This window comes from Citrobacter sp. RHB36-C18 (assembly GCF_013814485.1).
Classification (GTDB): domain Bacteria; phylum Pseudomonadota; class Gammaproteobacteria; order Enterobacterales; family Enterobacteriaceae; genus Citrobacter; species Citrobacter braakii.
The window spans coordinates 1764961-1789500 of the sequence record NZ_CP057125.1 but is presented as its reverse complement, the minus strand read 5'-3'; the positions used below and the strand labels follow the sequence as shown (position 1 = coordinate 1789500).

Genomic DNA, 24540 nt, shown 5'->3' with positions numbered 1-24540 from the left:
AGAAACTTATAACAATGAAAGGCAGTAAAAAATCCCGCTGGGTGATAGCAATCGCGATCGTTGTGGCCACCGTCGCCGCCATCTGGTTCTGGCAAAGCCGTAACGACGCCCAGGAAAACGCACCGGGCGCTACCAAACCAGCGCAGCACACGCCAGGTTCGGGACGGCGTGGAATGCGCTCCGGGCCGTTGGCTCCCGTTCAGGCTGCCACCGCCGCCATGGAAGCCGTTCCGCGTTACCTGACAGGACTGGGTACCATTACTGCCGCAAATACCGCCACGGTACGTAGCCGGGTGGATGGTCAGCTCATTGCCTTACACTTCGAGGAAGGACAGCAGGTAAAAGCCGGCGACCTGCTGGCAGAGATAGATCCCAGCCAGTTCAAAGTTGCTCTGGCTCAGGCGCAGGGCCAACTGGCAAAAGATAAAGCCACGCTGGCAAATGCCCGTCGCGATCTTGCCCGCTATCAACAGCTAGTGAAAACTAATCTGGTCTCCCGCCAGGAGCTGGATGCCCAGCAGGCGCTGGTAAATGAAACATTAGGGACAATCAAAGCCGATGAAGCCAGCGTCGCCAGCGCCCAATTGCAGCTTGACTGGAGTCGGATAACCGCGCCTGTAGAGGGGCGTGTCGGTCTGAAGCAGGTCGACGTCGGTAACCAAATTTCCAGCGGCGATACCACCGGAATCGTCGTCATTACGCAAACCCATCCTATCGACCTGATATTCACCTTGCCTGAAAACGACATTGCCACCGTGTTGCGGGCGCAAAAATCGGGGACTCCGTTAAAGGTTGAAGCCTGGGACCGAACCAATTCGCAAAAACTGAGCGAAGGCGTCCTGCTCAGTCTCGACAATCAGATTGATGCCACGACCGGAACCATCAAAGTTAAAGCCCGTTTTGACAATCAGGATGATGCTTTATTCCCTAACCAGTTCGTTAACGCCCGCATGCTGGTCGACACGGAACAAAACGCCGTGGTGATCCCAACGGCCGCCCTGCAGATGGGCAATGAGGGCCATTTTGTCTGGGTGCTGAACAGCGAGAATAAAGTGAGCAAACATCTGGTTAAACCAGGTATTCAGGATAGCCAAAAAGTAGTGATCGCCGCAGGGTTGTCCGCAGGTGATCGGGTCGTAACCGACGGTATTGACCGCCTGACGGAAGGCGCAAAAGTAGAAGTTGTAGAGGCGCATGACGCCTCAGCTCAGGACGAGAAAACTGCGCCCCGCGGATACGGCAAAAAAGGAGCTAACTCCTGATGCAGGTGTTACCTCCGCACAACACAGGCGGGCCATCACGCCTGTTTATTCTGCGACCGGTCGCCACCACGCTGCTGATGGTCGCGATTTTGCTTGCCGGTATTATCGGTTATCGTTTCCTGCCGATCGCCGCCTTACCGGAAGTCGATTACCCCACGATTCAGGTCGTTACGCTGTACCCGGGCGCCAGCCCGGACGTCATGACCTCGGCGGTAACCGCGCCGCTTGAGCGTCAGTTCGGACAGATGTCCGGCTTAAAACAGATGTCCTCGCAAAGTTCCGGCGGCGCATCGGTCGTCACGTTGCAGTTTCAACTGACACTCCCGCTGGATGTTGCCGAGCAGGAAGTTCAGGCTGCGATTAACGCCGCCACCAATTTATTACCGGGCGATCTGCCCAATCCGCCGGTCTACAGCAAGGTAAACCCGGCAGATCCACCGATCATGACGCTGGCGGTCACGTCCAGCGCCATGCCGATGACGCAGGTGGAAGATATGGTCGAAACCCGCGTCGCGCAGAAAATCTCTCAGGTTTCCGGTGTCGGTCTGGTAACACTTTCCGGCGGGCAACGACCGGCGGTCCGCGTGAAGCTTAACGCACAGGCTATTGCCGCACTCGGTCTGACCAGCGAAACCATCCGTACAGCCATTACCGGGGCTAACGTCAATTCGGCAAAAGGGAGTCTTGATGGCCCAACGCGTGCTGTCACCCTTTCCGCCAACGACCAGATGCAGTCCGCAGACGAATATCGCCAGCTCATCGTGGCCTATAAAAACGGTGCGCCGGTTCGTCTGGGCGATGTCGCCACCGTCGAACAAGGGGCAGAAAATAGCTGGCTGGGCGCATGGGCCAATAAGCAACAAGCCATTGTGATGAATGTTCAGCGCCAGCCTGGGGCGAACATCATCTCCACGGCAGACAGTATCCGTCAAATGCTGCCGCAGCTCACCGAAAGCCTGCCCAAATCAGTTAAGGTCAGCGTGCTTTCGGATCGTACGACCAATATTCGTGCGTCCGTTGCAGACACCCAGTTTGAGCTAATGCTGGCGATTGCGCTGGTGGTGATGATCATCTACCTGTTCCTGCGCAATATTCCGGCGACGATTATTCCTGCGGTCGCCGTTCCATTGTCGCTCATCGGTACTTTCGCGGTGATGGTATTTCTTGATTTCTCCATCAATAACCTGACCCTAATGGCGCTAACCATCGCGACAGGATTCGTAGTGGATGACGCTATCGTGGTTATCGAGAATATTTCACGCTATATCGAAAAAGGCGAAAAACCGCTGACTGCCGCCCTGAAGGGGGCTGGTGAGATTGGTTTTACCATCATCTCTCTGACATTTTCGCTAATCGCCGTGCTGATCCCGCTGTTGTTTATGGGTGATATCGTTGGCCGATTATTCCGCGAGTTTGCCGTTACGCTGGCCGTGGCAATTCTGATTTCCGCCGTCGTCTCGCTCACCCTCACGCCGATGATGTGCGCGCGCATGCTTAATCAGGCCTCGTTGCGTAAGCAAAACCGCTTCTCCCGCGCCTCGGAGCGTATGTTCGATCGCGTCATTGCCGGGTACGGTCACTGGCTGGCAAAAGTGCTGAATCATCCGTGGCTCACGCTGGGCGTGGCGCTCGGCACGCTGGCACTGAGCGTTATGTTATGGGTCTTTATCCCCAAAGGGTTCTTCCCAATCCAGGACAACGGCATCATCCAGGGTACGCTGCAGGCGCCGCAGTCCAGTTCATTTGCCAGCATGGCCCAGCGCCAGCGCCAGGTTTCCGATGTCATCCTTCGAGATCCGGCGGTAGAGAGCCTGACCGCTTTTGTCGGCGTGGATGGTACTAATCCGGCATTGAACAGCGCGCGTCTGCAAATCAACCTTAAGCCGCTGGACGATCGCGACGATCGCGTGCAGAAAGTGATCGCACGCCTACAGGACGCGGTTGACAGAGTACCCGGCGTTGATCTCTATCTTCAGCCCACCCAGGACCTGACGATTGATACCCAGGTCAGCCGGACGCAATATCAGTTTACGCTGCAAGCAACGTCCCTTGACGCCCTCAGCACCTGGGTTCCACAGCTGTTAGAAAAACTTCACCAGCTACCGCAACTGTCCGATGTCAGTAGCGACTGGCAGGACAAAGGGCTGGTGGCGTATGTGAACGTCAATCGCGATAGCGCCAGCCGTTTAGGCATCAGCATGGCGGATGTCGATAACGCCCTGTACAACGCCTTCGGCCAGCGACTGATTTCAACCATCTACACCCAGGCCAACCAGTATCGCGTCGTATTGGAACATGACACCAACAGTACGCCGGGGCTTGCTGCACTGGACACTATCCGTCTGACCAGCAGCGACGGCGGCGTGGTTCCACTTAGCGCAATCGCCAGCATTGAACAGCGTTTCGCTCCGCTGTCGATTAACCACCTCGATCAGTTCCCGGTCACCACCATCTCGTTCAACGTACCGGACGGTCATTCGCTGGGCGATGCGGTGCAGGCAATTCTGGATGCCGAAAAAACGCTCAATCTGCCAGCAAATATTACCACCCAGTTCCAGGGCAGTACGCTCGCTTTCCAGGCCGCACTGGGTAATACCATCTGGTTGATTGTGGCTGCGGTTGTCGCGATGTATATCGTCCTCGGCGTGCTGTATGAGAGCTTTATTCACCCGATTACCATTCTCTCCACGCTACCCACGGCGGGCGTCGGCGCCCTCCTGGCGTTAATGATTGCCGGCAGTGAACTGGACGTCATCGCGATTATCGGCATTATTTTGCTTATCGGTATCGTCAAGAAAAACGCCATCATGATGATCGACTTCGCCCTTGCCGCGGAGCGCGAACAGGGCATGACCCCACGCGACGCTATTTTCCAGGCCTGTCTGCTGCGTTTTCGCCCGATTCTGATGACTACGCTGGCGGCACTGCTCGGCGCGTTGCCGCTGATGTTAAGTACCGGCGTGGGGGCCGAATTACGTCGTCCATTAGGAATTGGTATGGTCGGCGGTCTGCTGGTAAGCCAGGTATTAACCCTGTTTACCACCCCGGTGATTTATCTGCTGTTTGACCGTCTGTCGCTGTACGTGAAAAGCCGCTTCCCGCGTCAGGAAGAGGAAGCGTAAATGAAATTTTTCGCGCTTTTCATTCATCGTCCGGTGGCGACCATTCTCATTTCGGTGGCCATCACCCTGTGCGGGATACTGGGCTTTCGTCTGCTGCCGGTAGCTCCGCTGCCGCAGGTGGATTTCCCGGTGATCATGGTCAGCGCATCATTACCGGGCGCTTCCCCTGAAACGATGGCGTCTTCGGTAGCCACCCCGCTGGAGCGCTCACTGGGGCGCATCGCGGGCGTGAACGAAATGACCTCGAGCAGTTCCCTTGGCAGTACGCGCATTATTCTTGAATTCAAATTCGACCGTGACATCAATGGCGCGGCGCGGGATGTTCAGGCCGCGATTAACGCAGCGCAAAGCCTGCTACCCAGCGGTATGCCAAGCCGCCCCACGTACCGCAAAGCCAACCCTTCCGATGCGCCAATCATGATCCTGACGCTCACGTCGGACACTTACTCGCAGGGTGAGCTGTACGATTTCGCATCAACCCAATTAGCACAGACCATCGCGCAAATCGACGGCGTGGGTGACGTCGACGTTGGGGGCAGCTCTCTGCCTGCCGTGCGCGTAGGGCTTAATCCGCAAGCGCTGTTTAATCAGGGCGTGTCGCTGGACGACGTGCGTAGCGCGATTGCTAACGCCAATGTGCGTAAGCCGCAGGGAGCTATCGAGAATGATACCCACCGCTGGCAGGTACAAACCAACGATGAGCTGAAAACCGCCGCCGAGTACCAGCCGATTATCATCCACTACAATAACGGCGCTGCGGTGCGGCTGGGCGATGTTGCGTCTGTGAGCGACTCGGTGCAGGACGTACGTAACGCGGGGATGACCAACGCAAAACCGGCTATCCTGCTGATGATCCGCAAGCTGCCAGAAGCCAATATTATTCAGACGGTAGACAGCATTCGGGCCAAATTACCGGAGTTACAAACGCTGGTCCCGGCCGCCATCGATCTGCAAATTGCCCAGGACCGTTCACCGACCATTCGCGCCTCGCTGGAGGAAGTCGAACAAACGCTGATTATCTCCGTTGCGCTGGTTATTCTGGTGGTCTTTGTTTTCCTGCGCTCCGGGCGCGCGACCCTGATCCCTGCGGTAGCGGTTCCGGTCTCGCTGATCGGTACCTTTGCCGCCATGTATCTGTGCGGATTCAGCCTGAACAACCTGTCATTAATGGCGTTGACCATTGCCACGGGATTTGTCGTTGATGACGCGATCGTGGTGCTGGAAAATATTGCCCGCCACCTGGAAGCGGGAATGAAGCCACTGCAGGCGGCGCTACAGGGTACGCGCGAAGTGGGATTCACGGTGCTCTCAATGAGCCTGTCGCTGGTAGCGGTGTTCCTCCCGCTGCTGTTAATGGGCGGATTGCCTGGGCGCTTGCTGCGCGAATTTGCCGTCACGCTGTCAGTTGCTATCGGTATCTCGCTACTGGTGTCGCTGACATTAACACCAATGATGTGTGGCTGGATGCTCAAATCCAGCGCCCCGCGTGAACAGTCTCGTAAACGGGGTTTTGGTCGTGTGCTGGTGGCACTGCAACAGAGTTACGGCACTTCGCTTAAGTGGGTGCTGCGCCATACGCGACTGGTGGGCGTGGTGTTACTTGGCACCATTGCGCTGAATATCTGGCTTTATATTTCCATCCCCAAAACCTTCTTCCCGGAGCAGGATACGGGCGTGTTGATGGGGGGGATTCAGGCCGACCAGAGCATCTCTTTCCAGGCGATGCGCGGCAAACTGCAGGACTTTATGAAGATCATCCGCGACGACCCGGCGGTGAATAACGTCACCGGTTTTACCGGCGGTTCCCGGGTTAACAGCGGGATGATGTTTATCACCCTCAAGCCACGCGATGAGCGCGGTGAAACCGCTCAGCAGGTGATCGACCGCCTGCGCGTCGCGCTTGCAAAAGAGCCTGGCGCGAATCTGTTTCTGATGGCGGTGCAGGATATTCGCGTCGGCGGTCGCCAGGCCAATGCCAGCTATCAATACACATTGCTTTCCGACGATCTGGCGGCACTGCGCGAGTGGGAACCGAAGATCCGTAAGGCGCTTGCCGCCCTGCCCCAACTGGCGGATGTCAACTCCGATCAGCAGGACAATGGCGCGGAAATGAACCTGGTCTACGATCGCGACACCATGTCTCGTCTGGGGATCGACGTTGCAGCCGCTAACAGCCTGTTGAACAACGCTTTTGGACAACGCCAAATTTCAACTATTTATCAACCGATGAACCAGTACAAAGTGGTGATGGAGGTCGATCGACGTTACACCCAGGACATCAGCGCGCTGGAAAAAATGTTCGTCATCAACAATGACGGTAAGGCAATCCCGCTATCGTACTTTGCCAAATGGCAACCGGCGAATGCCCCGCTGTCGGTAAACCATCAGGGCTTGTCCGCTGCCTCAACCGTGTCGTTTAACCTGCCAACAGGTTCTTCACTGTCTGAGGCGACAGAGGCTATCAACAGAACCATGACCCAGCTCGGCGTCCCCTCCACGGTTCGCGGTAGCTTTGCCGGCACGGCACAGGTATTTCAGGACACCATGAACTCACAGGTGATCCTGATTATCGCCGCCATTGCCACAGTCTACATCGTTCTGGGGATGCTGTATGAAAGCTATGTCCATCCCCTGACCATTCTCTCCACGCTACCTTCAGCTGGCGTCGGGGCTTTGCTGGCGCTGGAGCTGTTCAATGCCCCGTTCAGCCTAATCGCCCTGATAGGGATAATGCTATTAATTGGCATTGTGAAGAAAAATGCCATCATGATGGTCGATTTTGCGCTGGAAGCGCAGAGAAATGGCAAGCTGCAGCCAGAAGAAGCCATTTTCCAGGCCTGCCTGCTGCGCTTTCGCCCAATCATGATGACCACGCTGGCGGCGTTGTTTGGCGCGCTGCCGCTGGTGTTATCCGCCGGGGATGGCTCCGAACTACGTCAACCTTTGGGGATAACCATTGTCGGCGGGCTGGTCGTGAGTCAACTCCTGACGCTGTACACCACGCCCGTGGTCTATCTCTTTTTCGACCGTCTGCGTCTGCGTTTTTCGCGTAAAAACAGCAAACCGGTAGCAGAGTTATGACAGAACTTCCCGACAGCACCCGCTGGCAACTTTGGATTGTGGCATTCGGCTTTTTTATGCAGTCGCTGGATACCACCATCGTGAATACTGCGCTTCCCTCGATGGCGGCAAGCCTCGGGGAAAGCCCGTTACACATGCATATGGTCATTGTGTCATATGTTTTAACCGTTGCCGTGATGCTGCCCGCCAGCGGATGGCTGGCGGACAAAGTTGGCGTGCGTAATATCTTCTTCACCGCCATCATCCTGTTTACGCTTGGCTCGCTGTTTTGCGCCGGGTCCAGCACACTCAACGAGCTGGTGATGGCGCGCGTCTTACAAGGCGTTGGCGGTGCGATGATGGTGCCGGTCGGCAGGCTAACGGTGATGAAAATCGTCCCACGTGAGCAATATATGGCGGCGATGACGTTTGTCACATTGCCCGGTCAGATTGGCCCGCTACTGGGACCGGCATTAGGCGGTATTCTGGTTGAGTACGCCTCCTGGCACTGGATATTTTTGATTAACATTCCGGTTGGCATTGTCGGCGCGATAGCGACGTTAATGCTGATGCCCAACTACACCATGCAAACCCGACGCTTCGATCTCTCCGGATTTGCGATGCTGGCAGTCGGCATGGCGGTACTGACGCTGGCACTTGATGGCAGTAAAGGAACCGGCATCTCCAGTATCTCGCTGGCAGCGTTGGTTATCTGCGGAGTGCTGGCTATTGCGCTGTATCTGAAACACGCCCATCGTAATCCACGCGCGCTGTTCAGCCTGAATCTGTTTCGCACACCGACCTTCTCGCTGGGTCTTTTCGGCAGTTTTGCCGGACGCATCGGTAGCGGTATGCTGCCGTTTATGACGCCGGTGTTTTTACAAATAGGCCTCGGTTTTTCTCCCTTTCATGCCGGGCTGATGATGATCCCGATGGTGCTCGGCAGTATGGGCATGAAGCGCATTGTGGTGCAGGTCGTTAATCGCTTTGGCTACCGTCGCGTACTGGTCGCTACAACGCTTGGCCTGTCGCTGGTCAGTCTGCTGCTGATGACCACCGCGCTGCTCGGCTGGTATTACGCCCTGCCCTTCGTACTGTTCTTACAGGGAATGGTCAACTCAACGCGCTTTTCATCCATGAACACCCTGACGTTAAAAGACCTGCCTGACGATCTCGCCAGCAGTGGTAACAGCCTGCTGTCAATGATCATGCAGCTATCGATGAGTATCGGGGTGACCATCGCGGGACTGCTGCTAGGCATGTTCGGTCAGCAGCATAGCGTCATCGACAGCGGAAGTACGCATACCGTCTTTATGTATACCTGGCTGTGCATCGCATTCATTATCGCGCTGCCCGCCATTATTTTTGCCCGCGTGCCGAACGACACGCAAACCAACGCGGTGATTTCACGGCGCAAGAGGAGCACCTGATGAAGTTCTGGCGGCCCGGTATCACCGGCAAACTGTTTCTGGCGATTTTCGCCACCTGCATCGTGTTGCTGATCAGCATGCACTGGGCCGTACGCATAAGCTTCGAACGCGGTTTTATTGACTATATCAAGCACGGTAACGAACAGCGGCTGCAAATGCTCAGCGACGCATTAAGCGAGCAGTATGAACAGCACGGCAACTGGCGATTCTTACGCAATAACGATCGGTTTGTTTTTCAGATCCTGCGCTCATTTGAACACGACAACGACGATGATAAACCGGGTCCCGGCATGCCGCCGCACGGCTGGCGTACGCAGTTTTGGGTTGTCGACCAAAATGCCCGCGTGCTGGTCGGTCCGCGTGCTCCGGTCCCCCGTGACGGTATGCGCCATCCGATCCGCGTCAACGGTAGCGAAGTCGGTGCCGTGATTGCCTCTCCCGTGGAACGCTTAACGCGCAATACGGATATCAATTTCGACATGCAGCAAAGACGTTCCAGTTGGCTCATCGTCGCGCTCTCCACGATCCTGGCGGCGCTGGCAACGTTTACGCTGGCGCGCAGTCTGCTGGCCCCGGTCAAGCGGTTGGTAGAAGGCACGCACAAACTGGCGGCTGGTGATTTCACCACTCGCGTTGCGCCGACCAGTACGGATGAGCTGGGCAAGCTGGCGCAGGACTTCAACCAGCTTGCCAGTACGCTGGAAAAAAACCAGCAGATGCGTCGTGACTTTATGGCCGATATTTCTCACGAACTGCGTACGCCGTTAGCGGTGTTGCGCGGTGAACTGGAGGCCATTCAGGATGGCGTACGCCAGTTCACCCCTGACTCCGTTGCCTCTTTGCAGGCTGAAGTGGGTACGCTCACCAAGCTGGTGGACGATCTGCATCAGCTCTCCATGTCTGATGAAGGCGCGCTGGCCTACCAGAAAACATCGCTGGATCTCATCCCCCTGTTGGAAGTGGCAAGTGGCGCATTTCGTGAACGCTTTGCCAGCCGTGGACTGACGATACAACTTTCACTCCCGGACAGCATGACGGTATTTGGCGACAGGGATCGTCTGATGCAGTTGTTCAACAATCTGCTGGAAAACAGTCTGCGCTATACCGACAGCGGCGGCGGGCTGCACATCAGCGCCGAACAACGCGAGCGTATGGTTTTATTAACCTTCGCTGATTCCGCTCCCGGCGTGAGTGACGACCAGTTACAGAAGCTGTTTGAACGCTTTTATCGCACCGAAGGCTCGCGTAACCGTGCCAGCGGTGGTTCCGGGCTGGGGCTGGCAATTTGCGTCAATATCGTACAGGCGCATAATGGTCTGATTCGCGCCGCCCATTCGCCTTTTGGCGGGGTTAGCATTACAGTAACATTACCGCTGGAACGCGATTTACAGAGAGATGTATGACTGAGTTACCCATTGATGAAAACACGCCGCGTATTCTGATCGTGGAAGACGAGCCCAAGCTGGGGCAACTGCTTATCGACTACCTGCGCGCGGCAAGCTACGCTCCTACGCTCATCAGCCACGGCGATCTGGTTCTTCCTTATGTGCGTCAGACGCCGCCCGACCTGATCTTGTTGGATCTGATGCTGCCTGGTACCGACGGCCTGACTCTGTGCCGGGAAATCCGCCGATTCTCTGAAGTCCCCATCATGATGGTAACCGCCAAGATAGAAGAAATTGATCGCCTGCTTGGGCTGGAGATCGGTGCGGATGATTATATTTGCAAACCCTACAGCCCGCGTGAAGTTGTTGCTCGCGTGAAGACGATTCTGCGCCGTTGCAAGCCGCAGCGCGAACTGCAACAGATGGATGCTGACAGCCCGTTGATCGTCGATGAAGGTCGTTTTCAGGCATCCTGGCGTGGGAAAATGCTCGACTTAACGCCTGCTGAATTTCGCTTACTCAAAACGCTGTCGCATGAACCGGGAAAAGTGTTCTCCCGTGAACAGTTGCTCAATCATCTCTATGACGATTACCGTGTCGTTACCGACCGAACCATCGACAGCCATATTAAGAACCTGCGACGCAAGCTGGAATCGCTGGATGCGGAACAGTCGTTTATCCGCGCGGTCTATGGCGTAGGGTATCGCTGGGAAGCCGACGCCTGTCGGATTGCGTAAACACTCCCGTCCTGCAGGACTCCGCGGCTTCGTGGAGTCCTGTTGACTAGCAACTCTCCAAATATCGCTCATACTCTTTGTGGCAACACTGTCGTCAATAACTGTTTGATATAAAACTTTAATCAAGGAGTTCATATGGCTGGTTGGTTTGAATTAAGCAAGAGTAGCGATGATCAGTACCGCTTTGTTCTTAAGGCTGGAAACGGGGAAACGATCCTTACCAGTGAGCTTTACACGACAAAAGGCGCGGCAGAAAAAGGGATCGCATCTGTCCAGGCTAACAGCCCTCTGGCCGAGCGTTACGAGAAAAAAACGGCAGCTAATGGCAAATTGCATTTCAATCTGAAAGCAGCAAACCACCAGATTATTGGTAGCAGTCAACTGTATGCGAATGAACAGTCGCGCGAGACCGGTATTGCTTCAGTTAAGACCAATGGTGTAACTCAGACGATAAAAGATAAAACCTGATAATGACTCGCTCAGCCGGGTAACGCCACGCTGTCGCCCGGCGTTTTTCTTTACCTGTCTTCCCCACAGCGCTACAATGCCCGCCCTTAATATGGGGGCACTCCCCTAACCGCCTCATTGAGTGAGGCGAGTCTGACCTGTCATCAGAACGAGAAAATTATGTTTAAACCGGAACTCCTTTCCCCGGCGGGAACGCTGAAAAACATGCGTTACGCTTTCGCCTATGGCGCAGACGCTGTATATGCGGGCCAACCGCGTTACTCACTGCGCGTACGCAACAACGAATTCAATCACGAAAACCTGCAGCTAGGCATTAATGAAGCCCATGAACTGGGTAAAAAATTCTATGTGGTGGTTAATATTGCCCCGCATAACGCCAAGCTGAAGACCTTCATTCGTGACCTGAAACCGGTGGTGGAAATGGGGCCGGATGCACTGATCATGTCCGACCCCGGTCTGATTATGCTGGTGCGCGAAAACTTCCCTGACATGGACATTCACCTTTCAGTACAGGCTAACGCCGTAAACTGGGCGACGGTGAAATTCTGGAAGCAGATGGGATTGACCCGTGTGATCCTGTCCCGCGAACTGTCGTTGGAAGAAATTGAAGAAATCCGCACCCAGGTGCCGGATATGGAAATTGAGATCTTTGTTCACGGCGCGCTGTGCATGGCTTACTCCGGCCGCTGCCTGCTCTCTGGCTACATCAACAAGCGTGACCCAAATCAGGGTACCTGTACCAATGCCTGCCGCTGGGAATACAACGTGCAGGAAGGCAAAGAAGACGTGGTGGGCAATATCGTGCATAAGTACGAGCCTATCCCGGTACAAAATGTTGAGCCGACGCTGGGTATTGGCGCGCCGACTGACAAAGTCTTTATGATCGAAGAAGCCCAGCGTCCGGGTGAGTACATGACCGCGTTTGAAGACGAACACGGCACTTACATCATGAACTCGAAGGATTTGCGTGCCATTGCCCACGTTGAGCGCCTGACTCAGATGGGCGTGCATTCGCTGAAAATTGAAGGCCGTACTAAATCATACTATTACTGTGCACGTACCGCGCAGGTTTATCGCAAGGCCATTGATGATGCCGCTGCCGGTAAACCGTTCGACCCGCAACTGCTGGAAACGCTGGAAGGTCTGGCGCATCGCGGTTACACCGAGGGGTTCCTGCGCCGCCATACGCATGACGACTATCAGAACTACGAATACGGCTTCTCTGTTTCCGAGCGTCAGCAGTTTGTCGGCGAATTCACTGGCGAACGTAAAGGTGAACTGGCGGCTGTGCTGGTGAAAAATAAATTCACCGTCGGCGACAGCCTGGAGCTGATGACCCCACAGGGCAACATCAACTTTACCCTCGAACAGATGGAAAACGCGAAAGGCGAAGCGATGCCGGTTGCGCCGGGCGATGGTTACACCGTGTGGATGCCTGTACCGGAGGATATCGATCTGAATTATGCATTGTTGATGCGTAATTTTACCGGTGAGTCCACGCGCAACCCACATGCTAAGTAGTTAATTACGGTTATTTTTCAGCGTTCGGAAGATTCTTAGAAATCGATCACATACCGCTTCGTTCATTAAGGGTATTATCCCATCCGCTGAAAAACATAACCCATAAATGCTAGCTGTACCAGGAACCACCTCCTTAGCCTGCGTAATCTCCCTTACGCAGGCTTATTTTTTGCCTGCCGTTTACCCCCCCTATTCAAATCACGACATTCAGGCGAAAAAAAACCGGGCATTACGCCCGGTTGATTAGGTGATTAGATATCAATGTGCTGCTTCTGGCTTGTGCTTTTGCGCACTCTGGAAACCATAAGTCAGCTCATTTTTCTCTTTATCCAGCGCAACGGTCACCTGACCGCCATCCACAAGCGAACCGAACAGCAGTTCGTTAGCCAATGGTTTTTTCAGGTTATCCTGGACAACGCGCGTCATCGGGCGTGCGCCCATTGCGCGGTCATAGCCCTTCTCAGCCAGCCAGTCGCGGGCTTCCTGACTCACTTCCAGAGAGACACCTTTCTGATCCAACTGAACCTGAAGTTCGACGATAAACTTATCAACAACCTGATGAATCACCTCAGTAGAGAGATGATCGAACCAGATAATGTTGTCGAGACGGTTACGGAATTCCGGCGTAAACACTTTTTTGATTTCGCCCATCGCATCAGTACTGTTGTCCTGATGAATCAGCCCAATCGATTTACGCTCGGTTTCACGCACGCCGGCGTTGGTGGTCATGACCAGCACCACGTTGCGGAAATCCGCTTTACGCCCGTTATTGTCGGTCAGCGTACCGTTATCCATCACCTGCAGCAGCAGGTTAAAGACATCAGGATGCGCTTTTTCGATTTCATCCAGCAGCAGTACCGCATGCGGATGCTTAATGACAGCATCTGTCAGCAAACCGCCCTGGTCGAAACCGACATATCCCGGAGGCGCACCAATCAGGCGGCTGACGGTGTGACGTTCCATATACTCGGACATGTCAAACCGCAGTAGCTCAATACCCAGCGCTTTGGACAACTGCACCGTGACTTCGGTCTTACCAACGCCAGTCGGTCCGGCAAACAGGAACGAACCGACAGGTTTATGCTCGTGTCCCAGACCAGCACGGCTCATTTTGATCGCTTCAGTCAGCGCCTCAATGGCCTTATCCTGTCCGAATACCAGCATTTTCAGACGGTTGCCCAAGTTTTTCAGCGTATCGCGATCGCTCTGCGAAACGCTCTTCTCCGGGATCCGCGCAATGCGGGCCACGACGGACTCGATATCCGCCACGTTGACGGTTTTCTTGCGCTTACTGACCGGCATCAGACGCGCCCGCGCGCCCGCCTCATCGATCACGTCAATCGCTTTGTCCGGCAGATGACGATCGTTAATGTATTTCACCGCCAGTTCGACCGCTGCACGCACCGCTTTGGCGGTGTAGCGAACATCATGGTGCGCTTCGTATTTCGGCTTCAGACCGTTGATGATCTGCACGGTCTCTTCTACCGACGGCTCAGTGATATCGATTTTCTGGAAACGGCGTGCTAGCGCGCGGTCCTTTTCAAAGATATTGCTGAATTCCTGATAGGTTGTGGAGCCTATCACACGGATTTTACCGCTGGAGAGCAACGGTTTGATCAGGTTAGCCGCATCCACCTGGCCGCCCGATGCCGCACCCGCGCCGATAATGGTGTGGATCTCATCGATAAACAGAATGCTGTTAGTATCCTGTTCCAGTTGTTTCAGCAGCGCCTTAAAGCGTTTTTCAAAATCGCCACGGTATTTGGTACCCGCCAGCAGCGAGCCGATATCCAGAGAGTAAAGGGTACAATCAGCCATCACTTCCGGCACGTCGCCCTGGACGATACGCCAGGCTAGGCCTTCCGCAATAGCGGTTTTCCCGACGCCAGACTCACCCACCAGCAGCGGGTTATTTTTTCGACGACGGCACAGTACCTGAATGGCGCGTTCCAGCTCTTTGTCCCGGCCAATGAGCGGATCAATTCCGCCCACACGGGCAAGCTGGTTAAGGTTAGTCGTGAAGTTCTCCATACGGTCCTCCCCGCCAGCTTGCTCTTCGTTATTCGGCTGATTACCAGAGTCAGAGGACTGACTTGGTTCGTCTTTGCGCGTGCCATGAGAAATAAAATTCACCACATCAAGGCGACTCACTTCATGCTTACGCAGCAGATAAGCCGCCTGAGATTCCTGCTCGCTGAAGATGGCGACCAGCACATTAGCACCGGTAACTTCATTGCGCCCGGAGGACTGAACATGAAAGACCGCGCGTTGCAACACACGCTGAAAACTCAACGTTGGCTGCGTGTCGCGCTCTTCTTCACTGGCAGGCAATACGGGTGTGGTTTGTTCAATGAAGGCTTCGAGTTCCTGACGCAGCGCCACCAGATCCACAGAACACGCTTCCAGCGCTTCGCGGGCCGATGGGTTACTGAGCAATGCCAGTAGCAAGTGCTCGACGGTCATAAACTCATGTCGGTGCTCGCGCGCTCTGGCGAAAGCCATGTTTAAACTGAGCTCCAGTTCTTGATTGAGCATAGGCACCTCCCCCAATATTTATGCCTGCATTTAGGCTTTTTCTAGCGTACACAGCAACGGATGCTCGTTCTCCCTCGCATACTTGTTCACCATCGCAACTTTGGTTTCAGCCACTTCGGCAGTGAATACGCCGCAAATCGCTTTACCTTGATAGTGAACGGCAAGCATCAGTTGCGTTGCACGTTCTACATCATAAGAAAAGAATTTTTGTAACACGTCAATAACAAACTCCATCGGAGTGTAATCATCATTGACTAATATCACTTTATACATAGATGGCGGTTTTAGCGCGTCGCGCAATTTATCTTCCGCCAGCAGATCGAAATCCAGCCAGTCGTTAGTCTTACCCATTGTCAGTCGTCATCTTCAGTTACGGTTTCCGGCAGAAAATCTTGCCGCTGACAAGCAGCCTATGCGCACAATCAATCTACCTCAAGTATTAGATAACTATCATCTATTAGTGCCATCCGCGACATCTGTCACATAACCGACAATAGCGTTAACTGCTTCAAATTTTGATGCATTTTTACCCTATTCCGTCAGCCTGGCGCTTGACGCCTCGCCTGATTTCTCTAAATTGTAGTTTCGAGAGTTGGCGAGGTTTTGAACAGCCCCCACTCCGCCACCGGTTCATTCCATCTTACTTATATAAGATTTACGAAGGATGTCGAAGCATGGAAACGGGTACTGTTAAGTGGTTCAACAACGCCAAAGGGTTTGGTTTCATCTGCCCCGAAGGCGGCGGCGAAGATATTTTCGCCCATTACTCCACCATTCAGATGGATGGTTACAGAACGCTAAAAGCCGGGCAGTCTGTCCAGTTTGATGTCCACCAGGGGCCAAAAGGCAATCATGCCAGTGTCATCGTGCCTGTCATTGAAGCAGAAGCTGTCGCATAGCTCTTCTGTTTCATTGTGTACATCCCGCAGTCAAAATGCCAGCCTTTGCTGGCTGGCATTTTTATCTCGATGGTATTATTCCCGCGCCAGAGCATCTACCGGATCCAGCCGCGCCGCATTTCGCGCCGGTAGCCAGCCAAACAAAATCCCGGTCGCAGTCGAACACAGAAACGCCGTCAATAAGGCTACGGGTGAGAAACCTATTTCCCAGCCAGGCAGGAATAGCTGAAGCGTAAAGGCGATCAGCATCGACAAGCTAATGCCCAACGCGCCGCCAACCAGACACACCAGCACCGCTTCAATTAAGAACTGCTGCAGTACGTCACTGGCGCGGGCGCCAACCGCCATACGAATGCCAATCTCGCGCGTTCGTTCGGTTACCGAAACCAGCATAATATTCATCACACCAATCCCACCGACCACCAGCGAAATCACGGCCACCAGCGTCAGGAAGAGTTGTAATGTACGTGTGGTCTTTTCGGCGGTTTTCAAGACACCGTCCATATTCCAGGTGAAGAAATCCTTCTTACCGTGGCGTAACGTCAGTAGTCGGGTGAGCTGCTGCTCGGCCTGGGCACTATCAAAACCGTCTTTCACCCGCACGGTGATCGAGTTCAGCCACGACTGCCCCATAATTCGCCCGGACATGGTGCTGTAAGGCAGCCAGACCCGCAGGATCTTGCTACTGCCAAACATCGACTGTTTCTCTTCTGCAACACCAATCACCGTGGCAGGCATATTCCCCACCAGCACGACTTCGCCGACAACTTTCGCTTTGTTGGGGAACAATTGACGACGGGTATTGCTGTCGAGCACCACCACCTGAGCGCGACCCGCCAGTTGTTCAGCGTTAAAAGTGGTCCCTTCGCTAAACGTCATGCCATAGACGTTGAAATAGTCGCCGCTAACGCCATTAGCACTGGCTGCCACGTCGATATTGCCATAGCGTAGCCGCAGGTTTTTCGACACCGCAGGCGTCACCGAACTGACCCAGGGCTGCTTCTGTAACGCCGTTAAATCGTCATACTTCAGCGCCTGTTGATATTGTGGGTCGTCGTCGCCGAAATCTTTGCCAGGATAGATATCGATGGTATTGGTGCCAATAGCGCGAATATCTGCCAGCACCAGCTGTTTAGCCGCATCGCCTACCACCACAATCGACACCACCGAAGCAATACCGATGATGATCCCAAGCATGGTCAGAAGCGTTCGCATTTTATTCGCAGCCATTGCCAGCCAGGCCATAGTGAGCGCTTCGCGAAAACCGCTGACAAACTGCCCCCAGCCGGACGCCGTTTTCACCGTCGGCTCCGCGATATCGCGCCCGGTAGAGGGTTTGTGCGACGGCGGATTGCGCACAATCTCGCCGTCACGAATTTCAATGACGCGTTCGGCCTGTGCGGCGACCAGGCTGTCGTGAGTGACGATAATCACCGTATGCCCGCGATCGCGCAACTGATGCAAAATCGCCATCACCTCTTCGCCTGAATGGCTGTCCAGCGCGCCGGTGGGTTCGTCGGCGAGGATAACCTGTCCCCCGTTCATCAGCGCACGCGCAATACTGACCCGCTGCTGCTGACCACCGGAAAGCTGGGAAGGCTGATAGTCGACTCTGTCGCCCAGACCCAGTCGCTGCAGGAGTTCTTGCGCACGGGCCAGGCGCTGCTTACGTTCGGTGCCAGCATAGACTGCAGGCACCTCAACGTTTTGCGCGGCGGTTAAATGCGACAACAAATGATAACGCTGGAAGATAAAACCGAAATGTTCGCGACGCAGCTGGGCTAACGCATCGCTATCCAGCGTGGAGACATCGCGCCCGGCAACCCGATACGTACCGCTGGTGGGTTTGTCCAGACAGCCGAGAATATTCATCAGCGTCGATTTACCCGAGCCAGACGCCCCGACAATCGCCACCATTTCCCCGGCCTGAATGCTCAAGGATACGTCCTTCAATACCTCGACCTGACCTTCGCCTGACGGATAGCTGCGGCGGATATTGCTCAGTTCAAGCAATGCCGTCATTTTGGCGCTCCAGCGTTGCCCTCACTGGTGATGACTTCATCCCCCTCTTCCAGCCCTTTAACGATCTCCACATCGGTGTCATTACGCGCGCCGATAACCACTTCGCGTTCACGGGTTTCGCCGTTACGCAGCAGCCTGACGTTATAACGATTGTTGCCAATAGGATCGCCCAGCGCCGACAGCGGGATCGTCAGGACATTTTTGACATCCGTGAGCTGGATATGGACCTGCGCGGTCATATCCAGACGCAGGATCCCTTTCGGGTTGGGAACTTCGAAGCGAGCATAGTAGAAAATCGCATCATTCACTTTCTCTGGCGTCGGAAGAACATCTTTGAGCTTACCTTCGTAGCGCGTCTGAGGATCGCCCAGTACGGTAAACCAGGCCTTTTGCCCGGGATGCAGGTGAATCACATCCGCCTCGGAAACCTGCGCTTTCACCAGCATGGTGCTCATATCTGCCAATGTCAGAATGTTAGGCGCCTGCTGGGCAGCAATAACGGTTTGCCCCTGAAGGGTAGTAATTTGCGTGACTTCGCCTGCCATTGGCGCGACGATGCGGGTGTAATCAAGGTTGGTTTTTGCCGTATCGAGAGAGGCTTGATTACGCTTAATTTGCGCATCAATTGTGCCGATTTGCGCCTGTTTGACCGCCATCTGAGTAGCCGCCGTGTCGAGATCCTGCTGCGAGACAGCCTGGGTTTTCGCCAGCTGTTGCTGACGGGAAAGCGTTACCCGCGCCAGCTTCCACTCGGCTTCAGCCTGTAAACGCTGAGCGCGTAATTCCATCAGCGTCGCTTCAACCTCTTTAATCTGGTTTTGCGCCTGTTCAGGATCGATAACGCCAAGCAGTTGATCTTTTTTTACTTTGTCGCCAATGGCGACCGACAGCGTTTTTAACTGCCCGCTTACCTGCGCCCCGACGTCAACTTTACGCAACGCATCCAGTTTCCCGGTTGCCAGTACGCTTTGCTGCAGATCGCCCGGACGCACAATTAACGTTTGATACTGAGGTAAAGGCGCATTAAGCGTTCGCCAAAGTGCAATTATCGCCACAATAATGATGATGGCGAAGAGAAAATAGCGCTTTTTGATTTTTCCCTTGAGCTTCATAAATGTCCCAATTTCCCCCAATACGTCCACCAGAGTGGAGTGGTAAACATCAACGTTAAATAAATAACCGTTGAAAAACGCAAGAATAACAGAGTTATTGATGAATGGTTAAGATCCGCTGTGTTGAAATTAGTACCAGAGTATCCATCGGATTGTTATTATGAGCCAGCTAACTGACAGCACTTTTCATTCTTCAAAACCCGCCACAAGTTTTAGCCTCTTTTGTAGCCTGATGACCGGACATTGGCGCCCTGGAAAATTTTGGCATCAGCGTAGCTTCCGTCGTAAGTTTTTGTTGCGCTCAGCGCTTATGCCACGATTAATGCATGAATGGATGACTGAACTGGCGCAATGGCCTGATCTCGATAGCGTACTGGCACGCCAGCCTCGTCTGCCGGTTCGCCTACATCGCGCCTATCTCGCACAAAACCTTGATCGGAAAATGAAACTGGATGCTGTGCGTTTTCATTACAATGCTATCCGCAGCTCTTTTTCAGCCACGGAATATAAAGCTTATTTAAGTGCGGATGGATTACAACTGGCACAAATTGAAGGCAAAAATAGCGAAATATTTAGCGTAATACTGGGCTCATTTATCTCACTGGATAAAGAAGGTGAAAGTACCATTCTGGTACGCAATAGCGCTGGCGAGACTTTAGCGGAAATGACGTTTACGCTGTGCAATTATCAAGGAAGCAGCACACTGTTTATTGGCGGGTTACAGGGAGGCAGTCGATTACTGCCACATGAAGAAATTCAAAAAGCGACCAAATCATGCTACGGGATTTTCCCTAAACGTATTGTGATGGAAGCCATTTGCTGTTTTGCAGAACAATTGAATATTAAACAAATTCTGGCTGTCAGTAATGAACAGCATATCTTTCGCAGCCCGCGTTACCACGATAAAAACAAGGTGATACTTTCCGACTACAACGCATTTTGGGAGTCGGTTGGCGGTGAGTGCGACAGTCACGGCTATTACCATATCCCACGCACAATGGCGCGAAAAAGCGAAGCGGACATTGCCAGCAAAAAACGCGCGGAATACCGCCGTCGCTACCAGCTACTGGACAGCATCCACTCGCAGCTGTCGTCGATGTTTCGCAACTAATCCGCTCTGCCGCGTGCCAACCACAGCACGCGGGAAAACATTTTTCGCAGCAGCGTTGGCACCGCGTCAACGCCGCGCCGCCCGGCTTCCATCGCCACCTCAATGGCTAAATCTGGTTTTGACGACCTGTGAATCGCCTTCGAGATAATTTTGCGCATATTCATGGGCACGTTTTCGGGGATTTGCGCCACCCTGTGGAATACGTCAGCGAACCCCTGGCGATACATAAAGTGTTCCATGTCCAGCGCGGGAAGCATGGTTAAATGATCGCGCTCTTCTTCTCTGTCGTTATTCAACAAACTCCGCACCGTAGCGGCATACTTTTTCCCGGCTTCATCACCATCAACCAGCACATGCCACTCGATACCCATCCGGCGGGCGAACTTAACCAGCGGCTTAAGGCCGGACTGGGCAAATTCAATGACTTTGATACCTTCCGCATCAAAGTGGTGCCCACACTGGCGGGCCAGTTCGTTAATGACCCAGGTTTCCGTTTCGCCTTCCACCAGCAGCCAACAGCGGGCAAACAACGACGATGCACGGTTAAAACGAATATGAAAGGCAATACGCCGACCATCTTCTGCGCTGATCCCACCTGGCCCAAGCCGCCAGGCGGCGACGCGGGAAGACTCACGCACCAGGCGGACAACGTGTTCCACGGGGGTGAGGGACAGTAACTCACCTGAGTTGGTGGTCGCCACCCGTTGCAGTGGAAGCAAATTCAGCAGGTGCCAGGCAACCGACAGCATAATCGGATGTAAACGCGTTTCAGGATCTTCTACCAACAGTAACGGCCGGGCGTCTTTATCCAGCCTCAGCGTACCTTTGGCCTGTAACAGCGTCGAAAACAGTCCCAACAAGATCACGCGGTGCGTCCGTCCGCCCGGTCTATCAATCATACGGTTGATAATATCCAGATAGCGCCAGCTACGTTGTTCGTTATTGGATCGTCGACGCATCAGACGATAGCGGGACTGACTGGAACCCTGCTCAGAAAAATAGTGTTCCAATAGCTGTACCATGGCCGATAAACCCTGACGTATCTGCCCATCTGTCAGGTTTTGCGGTCGGGTAGCCAGTTCACGTGCCAGAAAATCCAGTTGCCGCGCGGTCACTTCGACATCCGCCGAATCCGGCACAGTACCGTTACGGATCCGTCGCATAAAACGCGCGTCGCGCAGGCGCAGTACTGGCATCAAACGCACGAGGTGCCGCGCCTGATCGTTAATGTCGTCGAGGGGAAGCTGATGGCCCTCGCCATCCAGAAAACTGCGTAACGTCAGAACGCTACCGTCGTCCGCACATTCACCTTCCAGCCGATAGAAAATGCGGTGATAGCCATCCTGACACAGCGTCCAGCTGGCTTCCAGAGGACGATACCTGCGCACGCGGTGGCGACCTGGTTGAGACTCACGAAACGTCAGGATGATATGCAGATGATGTTCCCGGCCTTGTATATCACCCGGCGGGAACCAGAAATCTTCGCGGTCAAAGTGGTACAAATCAGTTTCCGGCGACAGCAACAGGGTTAAAGCATCCAGCAGACTGGACTTACCCCACGCGTTCTCCCCAATCAGCACGTTGCTTTGCTCCAGCATCAACGACAGACGGTTAATACCACGAAATCCAACAATCTCAACGCGTTCGAGAATCATATAGCCTCCGGAAATGCTAACTTTTTCCTTCAAGTTATCAGGAGTATAACGGCAAGCGGGCGCTCAGGACACCCGATATGATCAGGAGGTTAGTCGCAGAAATCAAAAAATATAAGAATATTCTTCTTATGTTTTCCCCGGAATATTATTTCAGAACTCAATCATCGCCGTTTTGCTAATTGAACTATGCTTCATTCATCCAATATTCAAAAAGGAATCACAACATATTGCCTTAAATCAAATTTTTTCATCAATTTAACTGGCGAAGGGATGATGTTTTTTTCTAAAATACCGGCTCTTTCATCATCGTCCCTTTTAGCGATGAATTACCGGGTAAGGAACACGAACCCGGAACTTTTAATTGAGGTGGTTATGTTCAGGAAATTAGCAGCCGAATTCTTCGGTACGTTTTGGCTCGTCTTTGGTGGGTGCGGTAGCGCAGTTCTGGCCGCAGCATTCCCGGAGTTGGGTATTGGATTTGCCGGTGTCGCGCTGGCGTTTGGTTTGACCGTATTAACCATGGCCTTCGCCGTAGGTCATATTTCCGGCGGACACTTTAACCCGGCGGTGACCTTCGGTTTATGGGCGGGCGGTCGCTTCCCGGCAAAAGACGTTATTGGTTATGTTATCGCTCAGGTTGTGGGCGGTATTGTTGCAGCAGCGGCACTGTATCTTATTGCCAGCGGTAAAGCTGGTTTTGACGCAACTGCCAGTGGTTTTGCCTCGAACGGCTTTGGTGAACATTCACCTGGCGGCTATTCAATGCTGTCTGCCGTCGTAATTGAAATTATTTTGACCGCTGGTTTCTTATTAGTGATCCACGGTGCGACCGATAAACATGCTCCGGCAGGTTTTGCACCTATTGCGATTGGTCTGGCGTTAACCCTGATCCACTTGATCAGTATTCCGGTTACCAACACCTCCGTTAACCCGGCACGTAGTACCGCCGTAGCCATCTTCCAGGGCGGCTGGGCATTACAGCAATTGTGGTTCTTCTGGGTTATGCCGATTATCGGTGGGGTCCTCGGCGGTCTTATTTACCGCACTTTGCTGGAAAAACGCGATTAATCGATAACAAAAAAGGCCTGGCGCAAGTCAGGTCTTTTTTTCCCCGCTATATTTCCTTTTATTTGCAACTTTACTCCCTTCTTTGCATTGAGTAGTGTGTGCTGGCGCATTTCGTCTTACTCTCAGCAAGGATCTGGTTTTCATGTTTTCAGGGCTGTTAATCATTCTGGTTCCCCTTATTGTGGGCTACCTTATTCCGCTTCGGCACAGGGCTGCATTAAAACTCATCAATCGCCTGTTGAGCTGGATCGTCTACCTTATTCTCTTTTTTATGGGTATCAGCCTGGCGTTTCTGGATAATCTCGCCAGCAACCTGTTAGCCATTCTTCATTATTCTGCGGTCAGCGTGACGGTCATTTTGCTGTGTAATATCGCGGCGCTGTTCTGGCTGGAGCGTTCGCTGCCCTGGCGACATAACCACAAGCAAGAAAAGCTACCCTCGCGAATTGCGATGGCGCTTGAGTCGCTCCAGCTTTGTGGCGTCGTCGTCGTGGGTTTTCTGCTCGGCCTCACCGGTCTTCCTATTCTGCAGCACGCCACCGAAGCCAGCGAATATACGTTAATCTTTTTACTGTTCCTGGTCGGGATTCAACTGCGCAACAGCGGTATGACCTTAAAGCAAATTGTGCTGAATCGCCGGGGGATGATTGTTGCGGTGGTCGTCGTCGCCAGTTCGATGCTGGCGGGGGTTATTAATGCGTTGATCCTCGGCCTGCCGCTGAAAACCGCGCTGGCGATGGCGTCTGGTTTTGGCTGGTATTCCCTGTCCGGTATTCTGTTAACCGAATCGTTCGGGCCGGTGATTGGTAGCGCCGCCTTCTTTAATGACCTGGCCCGCGAACTGATTGCCATTATGTTGATTCCTGGAATGGTGGGCCGCAGCCGCTCAACCGCGCTGGGGCTATGTGGCGCGACATCAATGGATTTCACCTTACCGGTGCTCCAACGCAGCGGCGGTCTGGAGATGGTTCCGGCAGCCATCGTCCACGGCTTTATTCTGAGTCTGTTAGTGCCTTTGCTGATGGCGTTTTTCTCCGCCTGACGTCAGGACAAATACCTCTCTGGCGGTAGTCATCTACCGCCAAAATTGCGCTAAATCAATCTCCCTGCAAGTTGTAGCAGAAATCCCTTTTATCCCTTCGCGCACAGGCAT

At 53.8% G+C, this 24540-nt stretch carries 17 protein-coding genes; 12 read left to right on the top strand and 5 right to left on the bottom strand.

Annotated features, from left to right (window positions below; translation table 11 throughout):
• Window positions 1-14 precede the first annotated feature (14 nt).
• The 8 genes from HVZ52_RS08355 to yegQ all read left to right on the top strand — a co-directional run bounded on the left by HVZ52_RS08355 (window position 15) and on the right by yegQ (window position 12985).
• On the top strand, window positions 15-1262 hold the full coding sequence (locus HVZ52_RS08355) for an MdtA/MuxA family multidrug efflux RND transporter periplasmic adaptor subunit (RefSeq protein ID WP_181599111.1): 1248 nt from the start codon (window positions 15-17) through the stop codon (window positions 1260-1262).
• The gene (locus tag HVZ52_RS08350; protein WP_094761710.1) at window positions 1262-4384 is read left to right on the top strand and encodes an MdtB/MuxB family multidrug efflux RND transporter permease subunit; all 3123 of its coding nucleotides are present in this window, start codon (window positions 1262-1264) and stop codon (window positions 4382-4384) included. The genes HVZ52_RS08355 and HVZ52_RS08350 overlap by 1 nt, the downstream gene beginning before the upstream one ends.
• On the top strand, window positions 4385-7465 hold the full coding sequence (gene mdtC / locus HVZ52_RS08345; RefSeq protein WP_181599110.1) for a multidrug efflux RND transporter permease subunit MdtC: 3081 nt from the start codon (window positions 4385-4387) through the stop codon (window positions 7463-7465).
• Window positions 7462-8874 (top strand): MFS transporter, encoded by a 1413-nt coding sequence (locus HVZ52_RS08340; protein WP_016153605.1) that lies wholly within the window; start codon window positions 7462-7464, stop codon window positions 8872-8874. The genes mdtC and HVZ52_RS08340 overlap by 4 nt, the downstream gene beginning before the upstream one ends.
• Window positions 8874-10277 (top strand): two-component system sensor histidine kinase BaeS, encoded by a 1404-nt coding sequence (baeS, locus tag HVZ52_RS08335; RefSeq protein ID WP_016153606.1) that lies wholly within the window; start codon window positions 8874-8876, stop codon window positions 10275-10277. The genes HVZ52_RS08340 and baeS overlap by 1 nt, the downstream gene beginning before the upstream one ends.
• Window positions 10274-10996, top strand: coding sequence for a two-component system response regulator BaeR (baeR, locus tag HVZ52_RS08330; protein WP_019077149.1), 723 nt, complete (start codon window positions 10274-10276; stop codon window positions 10994-10996). Before baeS ends, baeR begins: the two co-directional genes overlap by 4 nt.
• 135 nt (window positions 10997-11131) lie before the next feature.
• Window positions 11132-11464, top strand: coding sequence for a YegP family protein (locus HVZ52_RS08325; RefSeq protein WP_019077150.1), 333 nt, complete (start codon window positions 11132-11134; stop codon window positions 11462-11464).
• Window positions 11465-11623: 159 nt separating this feature from the next.
• On the top strand, window positions 11624-12985 hold the full coding sequence (yegQ, locus tag HVZ52_RS08320; protein ID WP_046275427.1) for a tRNA 5-hydroxyuridine modification protein YegQ: 1362 nt from the start codon (window positions 11624-11626) through the stop codon (window positions 12983-12985).
• 258 nt (window positions 12986-13243) lie between these two features.
• Here yegQ and clpA read toward each other — a convergent pair whose 3' ends face one another.
• Both clpA and clpS read right to left on the bottom strand, forming a co-directional pair.
• Window positions 13244-15520: an ATP-dependent Clp protease ATP-binding subunit ClpA gene (clpA, locus tag HVZ52_RS08315; protein ID WP_016153651.1), complete on the bottom strand. Its 2277-nt coding sequence runs from the start codon at window positions 15518-15520 to the stop codon at window positions 13244-13246.
• 30 nt (window positions 15521-15550) lie between these two features.
• The gene (clpS, locus tag HVZ52_RS08310) at window positions 15551-15871 is read right to left on the bottom strand and encodes an ATP-dependent Clp protease adapter ClpS (protein ID WP_003036810.1); all 321 of its coding nucleotides are present in this window, start codon (window positions 15869-15871) and stop codon (window positions 15551-15553) included.
• A 323-nt stretch (window positions 15872-16194) separates the two neighbouring features.
• Here clpS and cspD point away from each other — a divergent pair, with 323 nt between their 5' ends.
• Window positions 16195-16419 carry a cold shock-like protein CspD gene (cspD, locus tag HVZ52_RS08305; RefSeq protein ID WP_003036813.1) on the top strand — a complete coding sequence of 75 codons (225 nt, stop codon included), beginning with the start codon at window positions 16195-16197 and terminating at the stop codon, window positions 16417-16419.
• Between the two features lie 75 nt (window positions 16420-16494).
• Here the strand turns inward: cspD and macB are convergent, their stop codons facing one another.
• Together macB and macA are read right to left on the bottom strand one after the other, a co-directional pair.
• The gene (macB, locus tag HVZ52_RS08300; RefSeq protein WP_181599109.1) at window positions 16495-18441 is read right to left on the bottom strand and encodes a macrolide ABC transporter ATP-binding protein/permease MacB; all 1947 of its coding nucleotides are present in this window, start codon (window positions 18439-18441) and stop codon (window positions 16495-16497) included.
• Window positions 18438-19553 carry a macrolide transporter subunit MacA gene (macA, locus tag HVZ52_RS08295; RefSeq protein WP_131379616.1) on the bottom strand — a complete coding sequence of 372 codons (1116 nt, stop codon included), beginning with the start codon at window positions 19551-19553 and terminating at the stop codon, window positions 18438-18440. The genes macB and macA overlap by 4 nt, the downstream gene beginning before the upstream one ends.
• 160 nt (window positions 19554-19713) lie before the next feature.
• Between macA and HVZ52_RS08290 the strand changes: the two genes are divergently transcribed.
• Window positions 19714-20664, top strand: a complete 951-nt coding sequence (locus HVZ52_RS08290; protein ID WP_016156939.1) for a VirK/YbjX family protein — start codon at window positions 19714-19716, stop codon at window positions 20662-20664.
• Here HVZ52_RS08290 and HVZ52_RS08285 read toward each other — a convergent pair.
• Entirely contained in the window at window positions 20661-22319 is a 1659-nt protein-coding gene (locus HVZ52_RS08285; RefSeq protein ID WP_016153655.1) for an ATP-dependent endonuclease, read from the bottom strand. The genes HVZ52_RS08290 and HVZ52_RS08285 overlap by 4 nt on opposite strands.
• Window positions 22320-22691: 372 nt before the next feature.
• Here HVZ52_RS08285 and aqpZ point away from each other — a divergent pair, with 372 nt between their 5' ends.
• Both aqpZ and HVZ52_RS08275 read left to right on the top strand, forming a co-directional pair.
• On the top strand, window positions 22692-23387 hold the full coding sequence (gene aqpZ / locus HVZ52_RS08280; RefSeq protein WP_003840208.1) for an aquaporin Z: 696 nt from the start codon (window positions 22692-22694) through the stop codon (window positions 23385-23387).
• 142 nt (window positions 23388-23529) lie between these two features.
• Window positions 23530-24429, top strand: a complete 900-nt coding sequence (locus tag HVZ52_RS08275) for a lysine exporter LysO family protein (protein WP_016153656.1) — start codon at window positions 23530-23532, stop codon at window positions 24427-24429.
• Window positions 24430-24540 lie beyond the last annotated feature (111 nt).